Annotated in this window: 17 protein-coding genes and 1 pseudogene; 9 read left to right on the top strand and 9 right to left on the bottom strand. The window is 64.1% G+C overall.

The window, feature by feature from the left end; translation table 11 throughout:
* Positions 1 to 9 precede the first annotated feature (9 nt).
* Genes FJ414_RS14745 through FJ414_RS14735 form a run of 3 tightly spaced genes read right to left on the bottom strand, consistent with a single transcriptional unit; the run spans position 10 to position 4624 of the window.
* A complete protein-coding gene (locus tag FJ414_RS14745; protein WP_140645102.1) occupies positions 10 to 1158 on the bottom strand; it encodes an efflux RND transporter periplasmic adaptor subunit in 1149 nt (382 codons plus the stop codon).
* A gap of 35 nt (positions 1159 to 1193) precedes the next feature.
* Positions 1194 to 4391: a multidrug efflux RND transporter permease subunit gene (locus FJ414_RS14740; RefSeq protein WP_140645101.1), complete on the bottom strand. Its 3198-nt coding sequence runs from the start codon at positions 4389 to 4391 to the stop codon at positions 1194 to 1196.
* Positions 4385 to 4624, bottom strand: coding sequence for a hypothetical protein (locus FJ414_RS14735; RefSeq protein ID WP_140645141.1), 240 nt, complete (start codon positions 4622 to 4624; stop codon positions 4385 to 4387). The genes FJ414_RS14740 and FJ414_RS14735 overlap by 7 nt, the downstream gene beginning before the upstream one ends.
* A gap of 251 nt (positions 4625 to 4875) precedes the next feature.
* Here FJ414_RS14735 and FJ414_RS14730 point away from each other — a divergent pair, with 251 nt between their 5' ends.
* Both FJ414_RS14730 and FJ414_RS14725 read left to right on the top strand, forming a co-directional pair.
* Positions 4876 to 5457 (top strand): TetR/AcrR family transcriptional regulator, encoded by a 582-nt coding sequence (locus FJ414_RS14730; RefSeq protein ID WP_140544202.1) that lies wholly within the window; start codon positions 4876 to 4878, stop codon positions 5455 to 5457.
* A complete protein-coding gene (locus FJ414_RS14725; RefSeq protein ID WP_140645100.1) occupies positions 5457 to 6305 on the top strand; it encodes a methyltransferase domain-containing protein in 849 nt (282 codons plus the stop codon). The genes FJ414_RS14730 and FJ414_RS14725 overlap by 1 nt, the downstream gene beginning before the upstream one ends.
* A gap of 454 nt (positions 6306 to 6759) precedes the next feature.
* On the opposite strand, the gene FJ414_RS14720 is transcribed toward FJ414_RS14725, so the two are convergent.
* From FJ414_RS14720 to FJ414_RS14700, 5 genes are all read right to left on the bottom strand, one after another.
* On the bottom strand, positions 6760 to 7782 hold the full coding sequence (locus tag FJ414_RS14720; RefSeq protein WP_140645099.1) for a LacI family DNA-binding transcriptional regulator: 1023 nt from the start codon (positions 7780 to 7782) through the stop codon (positions 6760 to 6762).
* 89 nt (positions 7783 to 7871) lie between these two features.
* Positions 7872 to 8666 (bottom strand): ATP-binding cassette domain-containing protein, encoded by a 795-nt coding sequence (locus tag FJ414_RS14715; RefSeq protein WP_140645098.1) that lies wholly within the window; start codon positions 8664 to 8666, stop codon positions 7872 to 7874.
* A gap of 3 nt (positions 8667 to 8669) precedes the next feature.
* Positions 8670 to 9656, bottom strand: coding sequence for an ABC transporter permease (locus FJ414_RS14710; RefSeq protein ID WP_140645097.1), 987 nt, complete (start codon positions 9654 to 9656; stop codon positions 8670 to 8672).
* A 95-nt stretch (positions 9657 to 9751) separates the two neighbouring features.
* Positions 9752 to 10684: a substrate-binding domain-containing protein gene (locus FJ414_RS14705; RefSeq protein ID WP_140645096.1), complete on the bottom strand. Its 933-nt coding sequence runs from the start codon at positions 10682 to 10684 to the stop codon at positions 9752 to 9754.
* Positions 10685 to 10956: 272 nt separating this feature from the next.
* Positions 10957 to 12114 carry a fumarylacetoacetate hydrolase family protein gene (locus FJ414_RS14700; RefSeq protein WP_140645095.1) on the bottom strand — a complete coding sequence of 386 codons (1158 nt, stop codon included), beginning with the start codon at positions 12112 to 12114 and terminating at the stop codon, positions 10957 to 10959.
* Positions 12115 to 12308: 194 nt separating this feature from the next.
* Between FJ414_RS14700 and FJ414_RS14695 the strand changes: the two genes are divergently transcribed.
* The 6 genes and pseudogenes from FJ414_RS14695 to FJ414_RS14665 all read left to right on the top strand — a co-directional run bounded on the left by FJ414_RS14695 (position 12309) and on the right by FJ414_RS14665 (position 18512).
* Positions 12309 to 13592 (top strand): FAD-dependent oxidoreductase, encoded by a 1284-nt coding sequence (locus FJ414_RS14695; protein ID WP_140645094.1) that lies wholly within the window; start codon positions 12309 to 12311, stop codon positions 13590 to 13592.
* A gap of 94 nt (positions 13593 to 13686) precedes the next feature.
* Positions 13687 to 14577 (top strand): ABC transporter permease, encoded by an 891-nt coding sequence (locus tag FJ414_RS14690; protein WP_140645093.1) that lies wholly within the window; start codon positions 13687 to 13689, stop codon positions 14575 to 14577.
* Positions 14574 to 15391 (top strand): annotated as a pseudogene (locus FJ414_RS14685) (ABC transporter permease). The gene FJ414_RS14690 and the pseudogene FJ414_RS14685 overlap by 4 nt, the downstream one beginning before the upstream one ends.
* A 26-nt stretch (positions 15392 to 15417) precedes the next feature.
* Positions 15418 to 16488 (top strand): ABC transporter substrate-binding protein, encoded by a 1071-nt coding sequence (locus FJ414_RS14680; protein ID WP_140645092.1) that lies wholly within the window; start codon positions 15418 to 15420, stop codon positions 16486 to 16488.
* 283 nt (positions 16489 to 16771) lie between these two features.
* Positions 16772 to 17380 carry a cupin domain-containing protein gene (locus FJ414_RS14670; RefSeq protein ID WP_140645091.1) on the top strand — a complete coding sequence of 203 codons (609 nt, stop codon included), beginning with the start codon at positions 16772 to 16774 and terminating at the stop codon, positions 17378 to 17380.
* Positions 17381 to 17441: 61 nt separating this feature from the next.
* Positions 17442 to 18512, top strand: a complete 1071-nt coding sequence (locus tag FJ414_RS14665) for an ABC transporter ATP-binding protein (protein WP_246672397.1) — start codon at positions 17442 to 17444, stop codon at positions 18510 to 18512.
* A 15-nt stretch (positions 18513 to 18527) separates the two neighbouring features.
* Here the strand turns inward: FJ414_RS14665 and FJ414_RS14660 are convergent, their stop codons facing one another.
* Positions 18528 to 19226, bottom strand: coding sequence for a GntR family transcriptional regulator (locus FJ414_RS14660; protein ID WP_181167006.1), 699 nt, complete (start codon positions 19224 to 19226; stop codon positions 18528 to 18530).
* Positions 19227 to 19462: 236 nt separating this feature from the next.
* Between FJ414_RS14660 and FJ414_RS14655 the strand changes: the two genes are divergently transcribed.
* Positions 19463 to 20503: an ABC transporter substrate-binding protein gene (locus FJ414_RS14655; protein ID WP_140645088.1), complete on the top strand. Its 1041-nt coding sequence runs from the start codon at positions 19463 to 19465 to the stop codon at positions 20501 to 20503.
* Positions 20504 to 20513: the final 10 nt, after the last annotated feature.

The following is a 20513-nucleotide window of genomic DNA, read 5'->3' as shown; positions in this document are numbered from 1 at the left end:
TGGGGGTTATCAGCTGGCCGGTTTCGGTTGCGGCAAGGGAGAGACCGGCATTCCGGGTCCGATTTTCTGCAGATTGCCCGTGATCACCTGATCGGACTCGGAGATTCCGGAGGTCACGGAAATCAGGTCGCCATCGGTGGGCCCAAGCGACACCAGCTTCTGGTCGACGGTGTTGCCCTTGCCGATGACATAGAGGTACTTGCCGAGCTGGCTGGAACCCAGCGCCACCTGCGGCACCATCAGCGTGTTGGGCTGCTCCTTCACATGCAGCCGCACCCGCACATACTGTCCCGGCAGCAGCGTGAACTTGGCGTTGCCGATCGTGGCGCGCGCCGTGATCGTGCCGGTCGAGTGGTCGATCGTGTTGTCGATGAAGGTGAGCTCGCCCTTCTGGCTGGGCTGGGTCTCGCCAGGCAGGAGCACGTCGACGGCGATCGGACCGTTGGCCTTCGCCTGCTCGATCTGGACGAGGTCGGTCTCGCTCGGATTGAAGGTCACATAGATCGGATCGAGCTGCACCAGCGTGTTGAGCACCGTTCCGGCGACGCTGACCAGCGTGCCGACCGAGGCCTGGTTGCGGCCGATACGACCCGGGAACGGCGCCTTGATCTCGGCATAGCCGAGATTGAGCTCGGCCGTCCGCACCGCCGCCTGGTCGACGGCAAGGGCGGCTTGCGCCGTGCGCAGATTGCTGGTGCGCTGGTCGAAACTGTCCTTGTCGAGGTAACCGGCCTTGGCAAGATCGGTGCCGCGGCCGAGATTGGATTTTGCATAGTCGAGCGTCGCGGTATCGCGCTGCACCTGGGCCTTCGCCTGGTCCAGCGCGGCCTGATAGTCATCGGGCGCGATGCGGTAGAGCATATCGCCCTGCTTGACGTCGCTGCCGTCGGCCGCGGTCTGCTCCTGCAGATAGCCCGGCACGCGCGCCTGCAGCGTGATGCTGCGGATCGACTCGACCCGCGCGGCGTAGTCGAGATAGATCGGCAGCGTCCTTTTCACGACATTCACCACTGGCACCGGCATGACGAAGGCTGCCGGCGCTGGCGCGGCGCCCGCCGTGCCTCCGCTGAGATTGCCCATGTCGAGCAGGTGGACACTTGCCACCGAGATCGCGCCCAGCGCGACGGCCGTCCCCAAAGCGATTTTCCATCTACGCATTTTTTTCTCCAATCCTTATTCAGCCGCCTGGCGAGCTATTCAGCCGCCTGGGCCAGCGGCTGAAGCGCCGGCTCGGCGGTCGGTTCAATTTCTTCTGGCCGAGGGGCGTCATGGTGGCCCTTGTCCGGTTCCTTTTCGCCGCGTTCGCGCAGCTGCTCGATCACCGCGTAGAAGACCGGCACGAAGACCAGCGACAGGATCGTCGCCGCCACCATGCCGCCGAAGACGGTGGTGCCGATCGACTGACGGCTGGCCGCACCGGCGCCGGTCGCGAACATCAGCGGCAGCACGCCGAGGATGAAGGCGAAGGCCGTCATCAGGATCGGCCGCAGGCGAAGCCTCGCGGCTTCCATCGCCGCTTCGACGATGGTGAGCCCTTCCTCGCGCCGGCGTCTGGCGAACTCGACGATCAGGATCGCGTTCTTGGCCGCCAGGCCGATCAGCATGACGAAGCCGATCTGCGAGTAGACGTCGATCTGCATGCCGCGCAGCAGGAGCACCACGAAGGCGCCGAACAAAGCGAGCGGCACGGCGAGCAACACCATGAAGGGCATCGCCCAGCTTTCATACTGCGCCGCCAGGATCAGGAAGACGAAGACGATCGCCAACCCGAACACGACAGAAGCGATCGATCCGGCCTTGAGCTCTTGATAGGTGATGCCGGTCCACTCGTAGCCGAAGTCGCGCGGCAGCACGTTCGCCGCCGCCCGTTCCATGGCCGCCACCGCCTGCCCGGACGAGAAGCCGGGGGCAGCGCCGCCGTTGATCAGGGCCGAGGCATTGTTGTTGTAGTGCGGCACGGTCTCCGGACCGACAATCGGCACCAGCCTGCCCAGCGTGCTCAGCGGCACCATGCCGCCCGACGCATTGCGCACATAGAGCCGCGAGATGTCGGTGGCGTCGGCGCGCGCGTCCTTGTCGGCCTGGATGGTCACGCGGAAGGTGCGGCCGAACAGGTTGAAGTCGTTGACGTAGAGCGAGCCGAGATAGATCTGCAGCGTGTTGAACACGTCCGGCAGGTTGAGGCCGAGAAGCTTCGCCTTGCTGCGGTCGAGGTCGTAGTTGAACTGCGGCGTCGAGGTCGAGAAGGACGAGAACAGCTGTTGCGGGTTGAGCTCCGGCTGCTTGCGCGCTTCTGCGATCAGCGCCTGCGTGACATCGTTCAGCGCCGCACTGCCGCGTCCGGAGAGATCCTCCACCTGGAACTCGAAGCCGCCGGTGGTGCCTATGCCGGGGATCGAGGGTGGGTCGAAGGACAGCGCGAACGCATCCGGCATCTGCAACAGCTTGCCGCGCACCTGCTCGACCAGTTTCGACGCGCTCTGGTCTGGGCCGCGTTCGTCCCATGGCTTGAGGATCGCGAACTCCACCGCCGAGTTCGATTGGGCGGCGCTGGTCAGGAAGTTCAGGCCGCTGATCGAGCCGACGATGTCGACGCCGGGCGTGTTCTGCAGGATGTCGCGCGCCTTCTGCGCCACCGCATCCGTGCGTTCGAGCGAAGCGCCGTCCGGCAGCTGGATGACGACGAAGAAATAGCCCTGGTCTTCGACCGGCAGGAAGGTCGAGGGCAGTTTCTGCCAGACGAAATAGGTGGCGACCAGACCCGCCGCGAACAGGCCGAGCATCGCCCAGCGCAGCTTGATCAGGATGCGCACGCCATGCGCATAGGCATGCGACAACCAGTCGAAGCCAGCGTTGAACCAGCGGAACAGCACGAACTGGGTCTCACCGCGATGGCGCAGGAAGGCGGCGCTCAGCGCAGGCGACAGCGTCAGCGAGTTGAAGGCGGAAATGCCGACAGAGATCGCGACTGTCAACGCGAACTGATTGTAGAGCCGGCCGGAGACGCCAGGGATGAAGGCGACGGGAACGAACACCGCCATCAGCACCGCCGTGGTGGCGATGATCGGCCCGGTCACCTCGGCCATCGCCGCGCGTGTCGCGGCAAGCGGCTTGAGCCCGGCCTCCAGCTGTCGCTCGACATTCTCGACCACGACGATAGCGTCGTCGACCACAAGACCGATCGCCAGCACCATGCCGAGCAGCGAGAGCATGTTGAGCGAGAAGCCCAGCATATACATGATCGCCAATGTCGCGATCAGCGAGACGGGAATGGCGATGGTCGGGATGATCGTGGTGCGCCAGCTCTGCAGGAAGATGAACACCACCGCCACGACCAGCACCAATGCTTCGCCGAGCGTGATCAGCACGTCATGCATCGAAGCCGACACGAAGCGCGTCGTGTCGTAATGCATGGCGTAGTTGACGCCCTTCGGGAAGCGCTGCGACAGCTCCTGCATCTTGTCCTTGACCCGCTGCTGCAGGTCGAGGGCGTTGGAGCCGGGCATCTGGTAGACGGCCAAAACCACCGTCGGGTCCTTGCCGAAGAAGGCGGAGGAAGAATATTGCAGCGCGCCGAGCTCGATGCGGGCAACGTCGCGAAGGCGCACCAGCGAGCCGTTCTGCGAATTGGCGCGCACGACGATGTCGCCGAATTCCTTCGGGTCGCTGAGGCGGCCGACGGCGTTGACCTGCATTTCGAAGGCGGTGCCGGCGGGCGCCGGCGACTGGCCGATCTTGCCGGCCGCCACCTGCACGTTCTGCTCGGCGATCGCGTTCTGCACGTCGACGGCGGTGATGCCGAGATTGGCAAGCTTGTCCGGGTCGAGCCAGACGCGCATCGAATAGCGGCGCTCGCCGAAGATCTGCACGTCGCCGACGCCGGGGAGGCGCTTCAGCGGATCGACCACCTGCAGATAGGCGAGGTTGCTCAGCGCCACCGGATCGACCGAGCCGTCCGGCGAGGTGAGGTCGACGATCAGCACGAAATTGGGGTTTTGCTTCTTGATCGTCACGCCGCCCTGGTTGACGATGGCCGGCAGGGAGGATGCCGCTTGCGAGACGCGATTCTGCACGTCGACGGCCGCCGTGCTCAGCGGATAGCCGACGTCGAAGGTGATGGTGATGGTCGAGGAGCCGTCATTCGAGCTCGTCGACGACATGTAGGTCATGCCCTGCACGCCGTTGATCTGCTGCTCGAGCGGCGTGGTGACCGTATCGGCCACGACCTGCGCGCTGGCGCCCGGATAATGGGCGCTGACCACGACTTGCGGGGGCGTGATGTCGGGGAACTGCGAGACCGGCAACAGGAAATAGGCGATCGCACCGGCGAGCACCATGATGATGGCGATCGCCGAGGCGAAGATCGGGCGGTGGATGAAGAAGTTCACCATGATGCGGACGCCTCGCCGAACGGTTTCGCGAAATGGCGCAGGCGCCGGGCGCGGCCGGAGCCGGAATCCGCCAGGAAGGATGGCGGGTCATCGTCGCCCAGCGCCTGTTCCGCCGCGCGTGAGCGCAGCATCCGTTCGAAGGCTTTGGGGTCGATCCCGTCCGCCTTCATCACCAGCCGGATCATCGGATCCCGGATGGCTTCGTCGATCGTCAGGTCTTTGCGCTTTTGCATAGGAGCGGCTCCTTGCTCGGCCCGCATCGATTGATCACGGGCCGCTTTTTTCTCGTTCTTCACCGGCCGAAGCCGCATGACAGGCAGGTTTTGCGTCCTATCTCACTCTGGCAGGGCTATCGGAGGCCTTGTCGTTTGACGGCGAGCGATATAGGTGTTACCAGTAAGTAACATGCTGGAAGTTACAGACCGGTAACACCCTAGTCAAGAGGTGGCGACGGTTTTTTTGGAAACGACGAAAGGAGATCATGATGACTGACGGCGTCGCGGAGCGTTCCCGCCCCCGGGATCGAATCCTGGAGACGGCGCAGGACATGTTCCACAAGCACGGCATCAAGGGTGTTGGCGTCGACGCCATCACCGAGGCTGCCGGCACGAACAAGATGACGCTTTACCGTCACTTCGAATCCAAGGACGAATTGATCGTCGAATGCCTGCGCGCCACGGCGGCGAAGGCGTCAAGGATCTGGGACGAGTTCGAGGCCAAGCATCCCGGCGACAAGCTCGCCCAGTTGCATGCCTGGGTCCAAAAAGCTTCCGAACTGCTCAGCGCCGACAGCCGCGGCTGCGACATGGCCAATGCCGCCGTCGAGCTCACCGAGACCGATCACCCGGCCAGGCGCGTCATCAAGGAACTGAAGGAGGCCCAGCGCGAGAAGCTGGTTGCGCTTTGCCGCGATGCCGGCATCGGCCAGGCCGAGCTGCTCGCCGACACACTGTCGCTGCTGCTCGAAGGCGCGCGCGTCTCGATGCAGAGCGTCGGCGCCGAAGGCCCGAGCGCGCAGTTCGTGCGCATGGCCGAAAGCCTGATCGCCTCGTTCCGGGCGCGCTGATGTCTTCGCCTCATCCTGACTCTGTGATCCTGTCTCAGAATCAGGCGCCCAGCCATGCAATGGGTCGGGCAAGTTTTCCGGAGATGTATGAGCGCTGGCTCGTGGGTCCTCTCTTTCGCCCTTGGGCCGAAGTGACCTTCGAAGAGGTAAGGCTGTCCCCAGGCCATCGTGTCTTGGACATCGCTTGTGGCACAGGGATAGTTGCGCGCGTTGCCAAGGAACGGCTTGGTGCCGCCGGATATGTTGTCGGCATCGACATCAGCCCGGATATGCTCGCCGTCGCGCGCACCGTGGCGCCGGACATCGACTGGCGCGCCGGCAATGCCAGTGCGCTGCCGCTCCGTGACGGAGAGCAGTTCGACGTGGTCGTCTGTCAGCAGGGGCTGCAGTTCGTTCCCGACAAGCCCGCTGCGGCGGCGGAGATGCGACGAGCGCTGGCGCAGGGCGGCATGTTGGCGGTTGCCACTTGGCGGTCCGATGAGGAAATCCCCTTCTTTCGAGAACTCCGCCGCGTCGCCGAGCGACTCCTCGGCCCAATCGCAGACCTGCGCCACAGCTTTGGGAACTCGGCGCCGCTCGAGGCGCTGCTCCGGGACGTCGGCTTCCACGACGTTCGATCAAGGACAATATCGCGTATCATACGCTTTGAGGACGGCGCGCCCCTCCTGCGATTGAATACGATGGCGCTGGTCGGCATGAGTGCTGCCTGCAAGGCAATGACCGATCAGGAACGCAAGCGCGTTGTGGAGGACATCGTAAGCGGGAGCGCTGCCGTGCTGCAGTTCCACTCCGATGGATCGGGAGTCGCTTTCGAACTCAGCGCCAACCTGGCGACAGCCAAAGCCTAGAGCAATTCAAGGAAAAGTGTGAGCGGTTGGGCTCGGCGCCTTCGCCGTAACGTCAGATGGACGCTCGCTCCACGGGGTTGGCGCCGCCCTGCATAATCGCCGTGCGGGCAAAGAAAAAGCCCGCTGCCGGGAGGAGGTGGCAGCGGGCTTGATTTCGAATACGGCACGGGAGGAGGTGTACCGTACTCAGCGTCGGCATCACATCTGGGAGGAGGAGACGGCCGACACCCAGGTAAATACGGGTTGCCTAACGATTCGGCAATTGCGAAACCTGCATAGCTGGTGTGCAGAATTGCAGGATCAATCGTCAGACAAATGCTAAAGCGCGTCGCGCTGAAGCGGATTCAGGCGACGCGCTTTAAGCCTGTGTTTTCATGCATGTCGTTATCGCAAAACCGCTGCACACTTTTGCGCGACATGCATTAAGGCCGCCTTCGTGCGCCCACCCGCTGGTTTATTGCACCGGCACGTTTTCCTTGAAGATCAGCCGCGGCTCGATGAACTTTTTCGTCAGATACGGCGCCGACGACGCGATGGAACCGAGCAGGCGGATCACCGACTGCTCGGCGATCAGCCGCGCATTCTGGTCGATCACGACGTCGGCGAGATCGTCGACGAGATAGCGGCGCGTTTCCTTGGTCAGGTCGTGGCAGATGAAGACCGGCTTCTTGCGCGGCTTGACCTCGAGCAAGGCCTTGGCCACGCCTGACCGTCCGGCGCCGACGCAATAGATGCCGAGAAGGTCCGGTTCGTTGTGCAGCGCCTTGATGGTCGCGCGGTAGCTGGCGTCCGGGTCGTCATTGCTTTCGGCGGCGCTTGAGACCGTGAGGTTGGGAAACTCTTCGCTCAGCACCGAACGAAAACCCATCTCGCGCTCCTCGTGGCCACGATAGGAGCGCGAGCCGACCACCATCGCCAGATGTCCTGTACGGCCGCCGAGGAAGCGGCCCATCAGCAGCGCCGCGGTGCGGCCCGCCACCCGGTTGTCGATGCCGACATAGGCCGAGCGGGGTGCCGCCGGCACATCCGAGATCAGCGTGACCAGCCTGATCCCGGCATCGACCAGCTCGCGCAGGATGTTGCGCGTGCGCGGGTGGTCGACGGCGATGACGCCGACACCGTTGGCTTTGAGCGACAGATTCTCCACCGCGCCTTGCAGCGCGCCAGGCGAAATGCCGGCAAGGTTGTGGATGCGGCAGGAGGCGACCAGCGGCAGGCGTGCCGCATAATCCTCGATGTGATGCGCAAGATCGGCCATGAAGCCGTTGGACCCGATCGGCAGGAAGAATTCCAGGTGCGCCGGCTTCGACGGCAGCACGACCTGATCGAGTGTCGGCAGATAGCCGAGCTGCTTGGCCGCCTCCATCACCCGCTGCCGGTTGGCAGCACTTGCCCCTGGCCGGTTGTTGAGCACCCTGTCGACGGTCGCGGTCGACAGGCCGCAGCTTCTGGCGATGTCGGCTACCGTGGCTTTCATGAGTCCAGTCATAGGATGGCAAGCGAGCCCCTGTCAGGACAATTCAACGTCAGGCCAAATCGACGTCGGGCCAAATCGACGCCAGATCGTCAGCCATGCCGCTGCGGGCCGTCGGAAATCGCGTCCCGGATCTCCTTGTCCGACATGCCGGTGATGACGCGTTCGACCTCGGCGACCGTCGTCTTTTTCGGATCGATGTCGTCGGCCACCACCTTGCCCCGGCGCATCACCACGATGCGGTCGACCACCTGGAAGACGTGATGGATGTTGTGCGCGATGAAGATGCAGGAGTGCCCGGAATCGCGGGCGCTGCGCACGAAGCTCAGCACGCCTTGCGTCTCGGCGACGCCGAGATTGTTGGTCGGTTCGTCGAGGATGATGAGATCGCTGTCGAAATGCATGGCGCGCGCGATCGCCACGGCCTGCCGCTCGCCGCCCGACAGCGAGCCGATCGGTGTCGTCGGCGGGATATTCTTGGTGATGCCGACCTGCCTGAGCAGGTCGCGCGCCACTGCGTTCATTGCGTCCTGGTCCATGCGGTTCAGGAAGCGCGGCGCCCTGATCGGCTCGCGCCCGAGGAACAGGTTGCGCGCGATCGACAACTGCGTGACGAGGGCCGAGTCCTGGTAGATCGTCTCGATGCCGTGGGCGATGGCGTCGCTGGTGCTGCGCAGCGTGACCTTCTTGCCGCGGATGAAGATGTCACCGCTGGTCAGTGGCACGGCGCCCGACAGCACCTTGATCAGCGTCGACTTGCCCGCGCCGTTGTCGCCGAGCAGGCCGACGATCTCCTTTTCGTTGACGTGGAAATTGGCGTCCACCAGCGCCTGCACGCGCCCGTAGGACTTGCGGATGTTTTCCATGCGGATCAGCGGTTCGGCCATGGTTCAGGTCCCTGCCTGGTGCCGGCGTTCGAGCCAGGAGTGCAGCGCCATCATGCCGAGGATGATCGCGCCGATGAAGATGTTGTAGGCGAGCCCCGGCACGCCGATCAGCACGATGCCGTTGCGCATGACGCGCAGGATCAGGATGCCGAGCACCGTGCCGATGATGGTGCCGCGTCCGCCGGTCAGCGCCGTGCCGCCGATCACCACCATGGCGATGACTTCGAGCTCGTAGCCGGTGCCGCTGTTGGGGTTGGCGGCGGACGTGCGCAGCGACGAGATGACGCCGGCGAGCGAGGCCATCACCGCCGACAGGATGAACAGGCCGACCTTGACGCGGTTGACGTTGACGCCGCGCGCGCGCGCCGCGTTCGGATTGCCGCCCGCCGCCTGGATCCAGTTGCCGGTTCGGCTCTGCGTCAGCACATAGCCGAGCACGATCGCGGCGCCGATGAACCAGAACAGCGAGGCATAGATGCGGAACGGGCCGACATAGAAGTCGCCGACCAGGATGTTCGCCAGCCAGCTGCCTTCCGCGCTCCAGGTGCGCTGCGGGAAACCGTCGGTGATGAACAATGCCGTGCCGCGCACGACCAGCAGCATGCCGAGCGTCACCAGAAAGGACGGGATCTTGAGCTGCGTGACGAACCAGCCATTCACCAGCCCGACCAGGGCAGCGACGATCAGCGCGATCAGCAGGCCCATCTCCAGCGAAGTGACGCCGCTGTTGAAGAGCGTCCACATCAGCACCGGCGAGAAGCCGAACAGCGAGCCGACCGAGAGGTCGAATTCTCCGGATGTCATCAGCAAGGTCATTGCCAGCGCGATCAGGCCGAGTTCGACGGTGAAGGCCAGGATGTTCGAAATGTTCTGCGGCGACAGGAAGTCGGGATTGATGCCCCAGAAGACGGCGAGCTCGACGACGAGCAGCACCAGCGGACCGAATTCCGGCCGCGCGACAAGGCGTTGGACGAAGGAATGGTTTTCCATTGAACCCGCGACGTAAGCGCGGCCGTCCGATGAGGACGGCGCTGGGAGAAGGAAAAACGGTCGCGACAGGGGTGTCGCGACCGTTCGCTCGAGGATTATTTGCCGGACAGGATCTTGTCGTAGACGCCGGCGGTGTCCTTCTCATAGAGCGCGCCGGTGATGACGTTGAAGCCCGGAGGAATGCCGCTGGCGGCCATGTTGGCCATCGACAGCGCGATATAGCTGGTCGCCTGCGGGTCCTGCCACTGCCCGGCATTGACGTAGCCGTTGAGCACTTCCTGCGTGGTGTCGAGCGAGTTGCCCCAGCCGACGACCGGGATTTCGCCCGGCTTGACGCCGGCCTGGTCGAACACGCGCTTGATCGAGCCGGTGACGAGATCGCCGAGGCCGATGATCGCCTTCACCTTGCCCTTGTGCGCGGTGAGGTAGTCGACCATGCGGTTGATCGCTTCGGCTTGGTCGAGCGTCGCCTCGGTCACCTCATAGGTGATGCCGGCCGGCTCGAACACGCTCTTGATGCCTTCTTCTTCCTGCACGCCATAGGTGGCGCCGGGGATCTCGACCGGCATCCAGACGAAGTCGCCCTTCTTCACCAGGCCCTTGTCGACCAGATACTGCGCCCAGTGCTTGCCGAAGGTGACGTTGTCGCCGCCCACATAGGCGTTGAAATTGGCTTTCGGATCGGGCGTGTTGAAGTTGATGATCGGGATGTTGGCCGCGCGGGCTTCCTTGACGATCTCGACCAGGCTGCCCGGATCGGGGCTGGTGGTGGCGATGCCGTCGGCCTTGGCCGCGATCGCGGCGCGCACGGCTTCCTGCTGGGACGCGACGTCGCCATTGTGGAACGAGGTGTTGACGGTGTTGCCCGTGTCCTTGGCCCATTGCTTGGCTCCGGCCAGGAAATAGGTCCAGACCGGATCGGCCGGGCCGCCATGCGAAATCCAGTAGAACGTCTTGGCCTCGGCCATCGCCGGAATGGCGATAGCCGCGATCAAGCCAAGCACGAGTAGTCTTAGCCGCGAAAGCATTCGATTTCCTCCCATGTTGAAACTCTCCTCCTGGATCAGCGCGATGCGACCTTGGAACCCGCATCTCCTGCCAGCGCCGACCGGAACGTCCAGAGCATTCTCTTTTTCGGGCGGTGGCAAGCCTCCATCGTCAGTGGATGTTGGCACAGGCGCGCGCGCCATCAGCAATCCCATCAGATTGCATCAGCAGCGGTGATATTCGTTGGGCAAGCGGCGCCATCGACCATCCGCTGCACGGATTGGCCTCCAAGCAACCGCCCTTCGGTGCGGCGTTAGATCAGGCCCGCCTTGGCCAGGTCGCGCATCAGATGGCTGGCGCCGTAGGTCCAGTGCGGGCAGTCCGGCGACAGCCTTACGCGGTTGACCAGCGCGCCGAGCTTTTCCGACGAGATGGTAACGATGTCGCCGACCTTGTGGGTAAAGCCCTTGCCCTTCTCGCCGCGATCCTTCGACGGCACGAACATGGTGCCGAGATAGAGCGCGAGTCCGTCCGGATACTGGTGGTGCGGTCCCATCGCCGCCTTGACCAGCTCTTCCGGCGAACGGCTGATCTCGGCCATCGAGCTCGCGCCCTGCAGCGCGAAGCCGTCCTCGCCCTCGACGCTGAGCCGCACCGTGGCGCGCTTCACATCGGCGATTGAGAAGGTTTCGTCGAAAAGGCGGATGAACGGCCCGAGCGAGGCCGAGGCGTTGTTGTCCTTGGCTTTGCCGAGGAGCAGCGCCGAGCGTCCTTCGACATCGCGCAGATTGACGTCATTGCCGAGCGTGGCGCCGACGATGCGACCCGAACTGTCGGCGATCATGGCGATCTCGGGCTCCGGATTGTTCCAGGTGGAGACGGGGTGCAGCCCGACATCGGCGCCGAAGCCGACGGAAGCCATCGGCTGGCACTTGGTGAAGATCTCGGCGTCCGGGCCGATGCCCACTTCGAGATATTGCGACCAGGCGCCGCGCGAAATCAGCTTGGTCTTGATCTCCATCGCTTCGGGCGAGCCGGGCTTGAGCTTCGACAGGTCGTGGCCGATCAGCCCCGCGATGTCGGCGCGTATGGCGTCGGCTTTTTCGGCCGAACCACGCGCCTGTTCCTCGATGACGCGCTCGAGCAGGCTGACGACGAAGGTGACGCCGGAAGCTTTCACCGCCTGCAGGTCGACGGGCGAGAGCAGGATCGGCTTCTTCGCATCGCGTTTGTCTTCGAGGCTGTTGGCCGCGATCTCGGCGATCGCGCCGATCGCCTTGCCCTTGGCCGAGCGCAGATAGCCGGCCGGATCCTTCAGCTCGCAGACATCGCGCACCGTGGGCGCCGCGCTCGAGGTGATGTCGATGACCTGGCCGTCCCGCACCGTCACCACCAGCGGATGAGTAGCTTCGCTTGTCCTGGCGCGGCCGACGAAGAGGCCGTCGGCGGGCAGGCGGGTCGGATCGGTCATGGTGATGCTTCCTCTCAACTGTCGCGCGGCACTTTCCCCGGATTTGGGTCAAACGTCCATGCCGTTTTGTAACCCGGTTCGTGGGCCAGTTGTCCCTGTCATCAAAAGCGTAGCCGGCTGGCCCATCGAACGCGCTTTCAAATTCGTGAAATGAACAATAGGATTTTCACGAAGCTCCAGCGCCGAGGTAATCTTTGCCCGCAGCCTTTTCCGATCCGATTTGGCAAAAGCCGCAGGCCGCCCCGGCATTTCAATCGGGCTTGTCGGCTGGCGGCACGCTTGACGCGGTCATCGTCGGCGGCGGCATCATGGGACTATCGACGGCGCTGCATGCGGCGCGCGCGGGCCTTTCCATTCAGGTGCTTGACGCCGGCGCGATCGGGCAGGGCGCTTCGGGCCTCAATGGCGGCCAGGTCATTCCAGGCCTCAAATACGATCCGGAATGGCTGCTCAGGCATTTCGGCAAGGAGCGCGGCGAAGCCCTGGTGGAATTCGCCGCCGCGACAGCCGACGCCGTGTTCGATGTGATCCGCGACGAGAAGCTGACCGTGCCGTTCACGCGCAACGGCTGGATCCAGGCGGCCCACACCGAAACCGCGCTGAAGGCGGCGGCGAACCGGGATCGTCAATGGCGCTCGCGCGGCGCCGACGTCGAGTTGCTCGACAAGGCAGGGATCGCGGCGATGACCGGCGCCAGGGGCTATCTCGGCGGCTGGCTCGACCGCCGCGCTGGCGTCATCGATCCGCTGTCCTACACGATGGAATTGGCGCGCGTCGCCTCGGCCGCCGGCGTCAAGATCGCCGAGCAGCAACGGGTGGTGAAACTCGCCAAGGAGGCCGGCGTCTGGCGGGTTTCGACGCAAGGCGGCGCCGAATTGCGCGCCAAGTCGGTCGTGCTCGCCACCAACGCCTATACGGATGGCCTGCTGCCTGGCCTCGCACAGACGATCGTGCCGCTGCATTCCTTCCAGATCGCCACCGCGCCGCTCCCGGCGGACCTTGCAGCCAGCATCCTGCCGGGCGGGCAAGCCGTTTCCGATTCCTGTCGCATCCTCGTCTACTATCGCCGGAGTCCCGATGGCCGGATGGTGCTGGGCGGCCGCGGCCGCATGGCGCTGCCCTCCAGCCCTGCGGACTGGGCGCATTGCGAACGCGCGCTCACCCGCCTCTATCCGGCGCTCGCGGGCGTCGCCATCGAAAAGCGCTGGTTCGGCCGCGTGGCGCTGACACCGGATCATCTGCCGCATCTGCATGAGCCGGAGAAAGGTCTGCTCGCGGTCGTCGGCTGCCAGGGCAGGGGCGTCGGCCTGATGAGCGCGCTGGGCAAGCGCATGGCGGGCTACCTCTCGAGCGGCGATGCCAGGCAATTGCCGTTCCCGCTGTCGCCGATCCGGCCGATCCCGTTCCATGCTTTCCGCCAGGTCGGCGTCGCCGCGGCGATCACCTGGTACCGGATGCTCGACGCGTTCGAGCGCTGACCCCGAACGCGTGCGGCGCACAAGCGATTCAGCTTGACAATTTCAGGAATATGAAAAATCATTTGGTGATTTCAGAATTTCGATGGACAGTTCGATGTCGTCGACCATCGCTGCAACGCGGCCCCTGCCGGAAAACCGCATCTCGCCGGTGTTCCGCTTCGCCATGCTGCTGCCGGGCGGACTGGTCACCTTCTTCCTGATCCTGTTCGCGCTTGGCCTGGTGGTCTTCCTCGCCTTCAGGGGGAATGACGGCTCGCTGCTCGGCGTCGGCCTGACGGCGGAGAATTTCGTCACCGTCGCTACCGATCCGCTCTACTGGACGGTGACGCTGCGCTCGCTGGTCATCGCCGGCCTGGTCACGCTCGCCACCGTCGCTACTGCATATCCGGTTGCCTATTACCTCGCCTTCCACGCCGGCCGGCGGCGCAACCTGCTGCTCTTCCTGGTCACGCTGCCGTTCTGGACCAGCTATCTGCTGCGCGTCTTCGCCTGGAAGATCGTGCTCGCCTATAATGGCGTTCTGAACTCGGCCTTCATCGAGACCGGCCTCTGGTCACAGCCGACGCTTGCCTTCCTCAACACGCCGGCAGCGGTGGTGGTGACGCTCGCCCACGCCTACGCGCCTTTCGCAATCCTGCCGATCTATGTGGCGCTGGACACGATCCCGAAATCGTTGCTCGAAGCCGCATCCGATCTCGGCGCGCGGCCCTTCACCTGCTTCCGTCGTGTCGTGCTGCCGAATTCCATGCCGGGCGTGCTGGCGGCAGCACTCGTCGTCTTCGTGCCGACGGTCGGCGACTATGTCACGCCAGCCATGGTCGGTGGTCCTGCCAGCACCATGATCGGCACGCTGATCCAGTCGCAGTTCGGCAAGGCCAATGACTGGCCGTTCGGGGCGGCCCTCTCGGTCTGCGTCATGCTAGTCATCCTTTGCGTCGTCCTGGTGGCGCGCGGCGCCGACCGCAGATTCGGCAGTCGCACATGAGCGCCCGGGCTGACACCAGCAGCGACGGCCGCTGGCTCGGCCTCTATGTGCTTGGCTATCTCGTCTTCCTCTATCTGCCGGTGCTGCTGATCCCGCTGTTTTCCTTCAACAACTCCATCCAGGCGGCGTTTCCGCTGCGGGGCTTCACGCTCGAATGGTACCGCACGCTCTATGGCAATCCGGCGCTTTCCGGCGCTTTGGCCAACAGCCTGGTCATCGGCGTCATCGCCGCCTCCGGCGCGACGCTCTGCGGCATCACCGTATCCTATATGGACCTCTACGGCCGCTCGCCGCTCGCCGCCACGATCAGCGCCATCGCCCGGCTCCGATCCTCATCCCCGGCGTCATCGTCGGCATTTCGCTGTTGATCCTGGTCAACCTCATCGGCCTTGGACCATCGCGCGTTTCCATCGTGCTCGGTCACATCCTCGTCGCGCTGCCGACCACCGTGGTGGTGATGCGCAGCCGCTTCGCCGCCATCCCGAAGACGATCCGCGAAGCGGCGCTCGACCTGGGCGCTTCCGACTGGACGACGTTCCGGCGCGTCATGCTGCCGCTGAGCTTGCCCGCCGTGCTGTCGGCCTTCATGCTCTCCTTCCTGGTTTCCTTCGACGAGTTCATCGTCGTCTTCTTCCTCGCCGGCACCGAGCCGACGCTGCCGCTCTACATCTGGAGCCAGCTGCGCTTCCCGCGCTCGCTGCCGACCGTGATGGCGCTGGGAACGGTGATCCTCACCGTGTCCTTCATCATCGCCGGAACCGCAGAAATCCTTCGCCATCGCGGTCTTGGAACTGCGCGCCGCAATCCAGCCTGAACCACAACAAGAAGAGGAGAACGAAAATGACATTCCACCTGAAATCGATCACCGCACACAAAGCCCGGGCGGGCCTTGCCGCGCTGGCGCTCGCGCTGTCGTCGACGGTCGCTCTTGCCGCCGACAAGCTGCAATATTTCACCTGGTCGGGCTATGAGCTGCCCGACTTCAACAAGAGCTTCCTTGCCGCGCATCCCGACGGTGTCGAGGCCTCGATCTTCGGCGACGACGACGATGCCTTCACCAAGGTCAAGGCCGGCTTCCGCCCCGACATCGCTCACCCCTGCTACGACAAGGTAGCGCGCTGGAACAAGGAAGGCCTGCTGCAGCCGATCGACACCAAGCGCATCAAGAACTGGGATTCGATCTTCCCGGTGTTCAAGAACCTGCCCGACCTGCAGGCCGGCGACGGCAAGGTCTGGATGGTGCCGTGGGACTGGGGCAACACCTCGATCCTCTACCGCACCGACCTGGTAAAAAATCCCGAGGCGAGCTGGAACCTTCTGTGGGACAAGCAATATGCCGGCCGCATGGCGACCATCGACGCCGTGCACGACACGCCGATCGTTGCGGCTCTTCTGGCCGGCGTGAACCCCTTCGACATGACGCCGGCCCAGATGGACAAGGTGGCCGAAAAGCTGCGCGAGCAACGGCCGCTGCTGTCGAGCTACACCACCGACATGACCTCGGTCGAGCAGGCTTTGGCGAGCGGCCAGCTGGTCGCCGCCATGACCTGGAATGCCTCGGCCACCTCGCTGAAGAAGCAGGGCGTGCCTGTCGAATTCATGAAGCCGAAGGAAGGCATGCTGACCTGGGCCTGCGGCTTCGTCATGCTCAAGGAGGCCAAGAACGTCGATCTCGCCTATGACTTCATCAACAGCCGGCTCGACGCCGACTCGGGCAAGTTCCTGATCCAGTCCTACGGCTATGGCAGCTCGCTCTCGACCGCCTTCGCCGGCGTGTCGAAGGAGGAACTCGACAAGCTGCAACTGCCAGCGGATCCGGACGTGATGCTGAAGAGCACCATCTTCACCGGTCCGATGAAGCAGAATGACGATATGGCCAAGATGTTCGAGAAGGTGAAGGCCGGGGGCTGAGCGATTAATTGCCGAAGTTTTGCGCTGCCCCTCACCTGCCTGCCGGCATCCTCTCCCCGTATAGTGACGGGGAGAGGGGCGCTGTCGCCGGTGGTTTCGCCAATCACCTCGTCGCAGGACTGGCGCCAGCGTTGCGGCCAGTTCCTTCTCCCCGTCACTATACGGGGAGAAGTGCCCGGCAGGGCGATGAGGGGCAGTGCCAGCGTCCGGCAGGATAAGAAACTTAATAATGAGGCCGGCTTGGTCAATTGCCGGCCTAATTGACTGCAACGAGGACCATTGCATGGACATTCTCGACGAAGCGGCGGCGAAGCCGAAAGACGATGCCGATATCCGCGTCGGCCGGCGCGTCCGGGCGCTCAGGCTCGAGCGCAAGCTGTCGCTGGCCGAGCTCGCGGCCAAGGCCGGCATCTCAATCGGCGCGCTCAGCCAGATCGAGCGCGGCATGTCCTCGCTGCGCGTCAAGGTGATCTGGCCGCTCGCCGCCGCGCTCGACATCGAGCCTTCGGCGCTGATCGCCGACGGCAATGAAGCGGTCAACGATCTCTATTGCGTGCGCGCCGACAAGCGGCGGCAGATCCCGGTGAAGTCCGAGGGCATCGCCAAGGCGCTGCTGTCGCCGCCTGCCGCGACGCTCACCGGCATGCTGGTCACGGTCGAGGCCGGCGGCGGCACGGCGGAAGCCTATGCCCATGCCGGCCATGAATTCGGCTTCGTGATGGCGGGCGAGGTCGAACTGGTGGTGGACGCCACGACCTATGTGCTGAAAGCCGGCGACAGTTTTGCCTTCAAGAGCACGCTGCTGCATGCCTTCCGCAACCCTGGCGCCGAGTGCTGCCAGATCCTGTGGGTCAACACGACAAAACCGTCAGAGGTGCGCGATGGCGCCTGATGCCTCAGAGCAATTCCAGGAAAAGTGTGAAGCGGTTTTCCGTCCGGAATTGCGAGAACCATTGGTTCGGCTGCAGAAAGTCTCGAAAGTCTTTCCGGGTGGCGTGGTCGGCCTCGATGCCGTCGATCTGGATATCGCCGCCGGTGAGTTCCTGACCTTGCTCGGTCCGTCCGGCTGCGGCAAGACGACGAGCCTGCGCGTCATCGCCGGCTTCGAAAGTCCGACCGGCGGCAAGGTCCTGCTCGAAGGTCGCGACATCACGGCGCTGCGCCCCTTCGCGCGTCCGGTCAACACCGTCTTCCAGGACTATGCGCTGTTCCCGCATATGGACGTCGCGGCCAATGTCGGCTTCGGCCTGTCGCTGCGCAAACTCACCGGAGCCGAGCAGGCCAAACGGGTCCGCGAGGCGCTCGACATGGTCGGCCTCGCCGACAAACTGCGTGCCCGCGTCTCGGAGCTTTCCGGCGGCCAGCGCCAACGCGTCGCTTTGGCCCGCGCCATCGTCTGCGAGCCGCGCGTGCTGCTGCTCGACGAGCCGCTGTCGGCGCTCGACGCGCATCTGCGCGAGCAGATGCAGGTCGAATTGAAGCGGCTGCAGTCGCGGCTCGGCACCACCTTCGTCATGGTCACCCACGATCAGACCGAGGCGTTGTCGATTTCGGACCGCATCGTCGTCATGAACAAGGGCCGCATCGAGCAGACTGCTGCGCCGGCGACGCTCTACGACCGGCCGGCGACGCGCTTCGTTGCTTCCTTCATCGGCACGATGAACCTCTTACAGTCGCATTTCGTCGGACGCGACGGCGAGCGGCTGCGCTTCGCCGCAGGTGAGTTGCCGCTGGAGGCTACATCCGACAGCGGCGAGACGCCGGCTGTCGGCGACACGCGCACCATCGGCGTGCGGCCGGAGGATCTTCTGGCTGCCGGTGAAGCCGCCGAGGGAACCGCGCCGGCACGGGTGAGCGGCGTCGTCTTCCATGGCCGCACGCTGCGCCTGCATGCCGAACTGGGTGAGGGGACCGCGATCGTCATCGATGCCCCGCGCCGTGCCGACGGTTCACAATTCAGCGTCGGCGACGTGGCGCATGTCAGCCTGCGGCGCGGCGCCAACTGTCCCATGCTTTCCAATTGATGCGATAGCGTTGGTTCAAGACGCCTTGGCGAAGAATCCCTGATAATCGGACTTGGCCTGCAGCAGGCGCAGGATGTTCTCGCGCGAGCCGCGCACATGCGAACGGGCGCGCTCGCCGGCCAGCGTGACATCGCCGGCGCAGATCGCGTCGACGATGCCGGCATGTTCCTCGCGGGTGAGCTTCCATTCGTCCAGCCACAGAAGCTCTGTCCAGACATATTGCTGGCATTTGTCGAGGATGCCGCAAAGCATGCCGTGCAGCATTTCGTTGCCGCTGATCTCCGCGATCACCCGGTGCAGATCGATGCCGACCTGCAGCTCCTCGAATTTCTCCCTGGTGCTGCGGTCCGGGATCGCCGCCAGCCGTTCGCATTCGGCGAGCATGTCGCGCAGTTTCGCCTTGTCGGCGGCGGTCGCGTTGGCTGCCGCCAGTTCGGTTGCGCGCCCGTCGAGCAGTTCGCGGATGTCGAAAGCCTCGCGGAACATGGTGAGATTGAACTCTGCCACCACATAGCCCTGGCGCGGGCGCCCGATCACCAGCCCGTCGCGCTCCAGCCGGTTGAAGGCCTCGCGCACCGGCGTGCGGCTAACCTTCAGGCGCTCGGCGATCTCATTTTCCGTCACGCGGCCGCCCGGCGGGATCTGGCCAGTGATGATCAACGCCTTCAGCGCCTCGAACACCGAGTCGCGCAGCGTGTTCTTTCTCTCCTTCAAGCGTTCCGTCTCCAACGTTGCGTCACGGATTCGCGAGCTTAGTTCGTTTTAGGGCAGGCTTGAACAGGAGCATTTCGCCGGAGGCAATTGCCCCCCGCGGAACGGTCGTCCTCTACCGCAACCAAAAAACGCGAAAACCCGAGTTGACATCGGCCTCCGAAAAAATACACTCAAAATTGTATACAAATTCGCATACCAAATCAACGATAACGGGAACACCGGTTGGAGAAGCGAAAATGACGAAGAGACTTTGTATTCACGGCATGGCCGTCGCCGGCCTGCTGGCCATAGTCGCCGTTCCGGCCTCGGCCGCCGACACCATCACCGTCGCCTCATGGGGCGGCACCTACCAGGAAGCGCAGGCCAAGGCCTTCTTCGATCCGACGGCCAAGGAACTCGGCATCACCATCAAGCAGGACACCACCAACGGCCTCGACGACGTGCGCCTGCAGGTCACCGGCAATGCCGTCAAATGGGACATCACCGAGCTTGGCGCCGACGAATGCGCGCGCGGCTCCAAGGAAGGTCTGTTCGAAAAACTCGACTACAACGTCATAGACAAGAGCGGTATCAACCCGAAGCTTGTCCACGACGACTGGGTCGGCATCTCCTACACCTCCGTTGTGCTGATCTACCGCACCGATGTCTTCGGCGACAAAGGCCCGAAGACCTGGGCCGATTTCTGGGACGTCGAAAAATTCCCCGGCCGCCGCGCGCTTTCCGGCAGCCAGTCGACCGAAACGCTGAGCGTTGCGGCACTCGCCAAGGGCATTCCGATCGACAAGGTCTATCCCGTCGACATCGACGGCGCGCTGCAGTCGGTGGACAAGATCCGCGGCCACATCGATGCCTGGTGGACATCCGGCGCGCAGGCCATGCAACTCGTCAAGGACGGCGAGGTCGACATGGCCAGCATCTGGAACGGCCGCGCCGGCACCTTGAAGAAGGAAGGCGCGCCCGTGAGCTTCTCCTTCGACCAGGGCGTGCTCACCGCCGACTGCATGGTCATCCCGAAGGGCTCGAAGAACAAGGACATCGCGATGAAGGCGCTGGCCAAGTTCGTCAGCCCCGAGTTGCAGGCCAATTTGCCCCTCTATGTCGACAATGGCCCCGCCAACGAGAAGGCCTTCGAGACCGGCAAAATCCCGCCGGAGCGCATCAAGGACATCAATTCCGCGCCCGAGAACGTCAAGAAGCAGGTGCTGCAGGATCCAGCCTTCTGGCGCGACACCCTCGTCGAGGCGACCGAGAAGTTCAACAACCTGATCCAGCAATAGCGATCCTGTT

Origin of the sequence: Mesorhizobium sp. B3-1-6 (assembly GCF_006439555.1) — a bacterium.
GTDB lineage: Bacteria > Pseudomonadota > Alphaproteobacteria > Rhizobiales > Rhizobiaceae > Mesorhizobium.
The sequence above is the reverse complement of the archived record's forward strand: the minus strand, read 5'-3'. Positions and strand labels throughout refer to the sequence as shown.

Excerpts from the sequence above, each read along its gene's own strand:
- FJ414_RS14705 (WP_140645096.1), bottom strand. The coding sequence starts at position 10,684 with ATGCTTTCGCGGCTAAGACTACTCGTGCTTGGCTTGATCGCGGCTATC.
- FJ414_RS14730 (WP_140544202.1), top strand. The coding sequence starts at position 4,876 with ATGACTGACGGCGTCGCGGAGCGTTCCCGCCCCCGGGATCGAATCCTG.
- FJ414_RS14740 (WP_140645101.1), bottom strand. The coding sequence starts at position 4,391 with ATGGTGAACTTCTTCATCCACCGCCCGATCTTCGCCTCGGCGATCGCC.
- FJ414_RS14715 (WP_140645098.1), bottom strand. The coding sequence starts at position 8,666 with ATGGCCGAACCGCTGATCCGCATGGAAAACATCCGCAAGTCCTACGGG.
- FJ414_RS14690 (WP_140645093.1), top strand. The coding sequence starts at position 13,687 with ATGTCGTCGACCATCGCTGCAACGCGGCCCCTGCCGGAAAACCGCATC.
- FJ414_RS14680 (WP_140645092.1), top strand. The coding sequence starts at position 15,418 with ATGACATTCCACCTGAAATCGATCACCGCACACAAAGCCCGGGCGGGC.
- FJ414_RS14655 (WP_140645088.1), top strand. The coding sequence starts at position 19,463 with ATGACGAAGAGACTTTGTATTCACGGCATGGCCGTCGCCGGCCTGCTG.
- FJ414_RS14670 (WP_140645091.1), top strand. The coding sequence starts at position 16,772 with ATGGACATTCTCGACGAAGCGGCGGCGAAGCCGAAAGACGATGCCGAT.
- FJ414_RS14710 (WP_140645097.1), bottom strand. The coding sequence starts at position 9,656 with ATGGAAAACCATTCCTTCGTCCAACGCCTTGTCGCGCGGCCGGAATTC.
- FJ414_RS14720 (WP_140645099.1), bottom strand. The coding sequence starts at position 7,782 with ATGAAAGCCACGGTAGCCGACATCGCCAGAAGCTGCGGCCTGTCGACC.
- FJ414_RS14700 (WP_140645095.1), bottom strand. The coding sequence starts at position 12,114 with ATGACCGATCCGACCCGCCTGCCCGCCGACGGCCTCTTCGTCGGCCGC.
- FJ414_RS14725 (WP_140645100.1), top strand. The coding sequence starts at position 5,457 with ATGTCTTCGCCTCATCCTGACTCTGTGATCCTGTCTCAGAATCAGGCG.
- FJ414_RS14735 (WP_140645141.1), bottom strand. The coding sequence starts at position 4,624 with ATGCAAAAGCGCAAAGACCTGACGATCGACGAAGCCATCCGGGATCCG.
- FJ414_RS14745 (WP_140645102.1), bottom strand. The coding sequence starts at position 1,158 with ATGCGTAGATGGAAAATCGCTTTGGGGACGGCCGTCGCGCTGGGCGCG.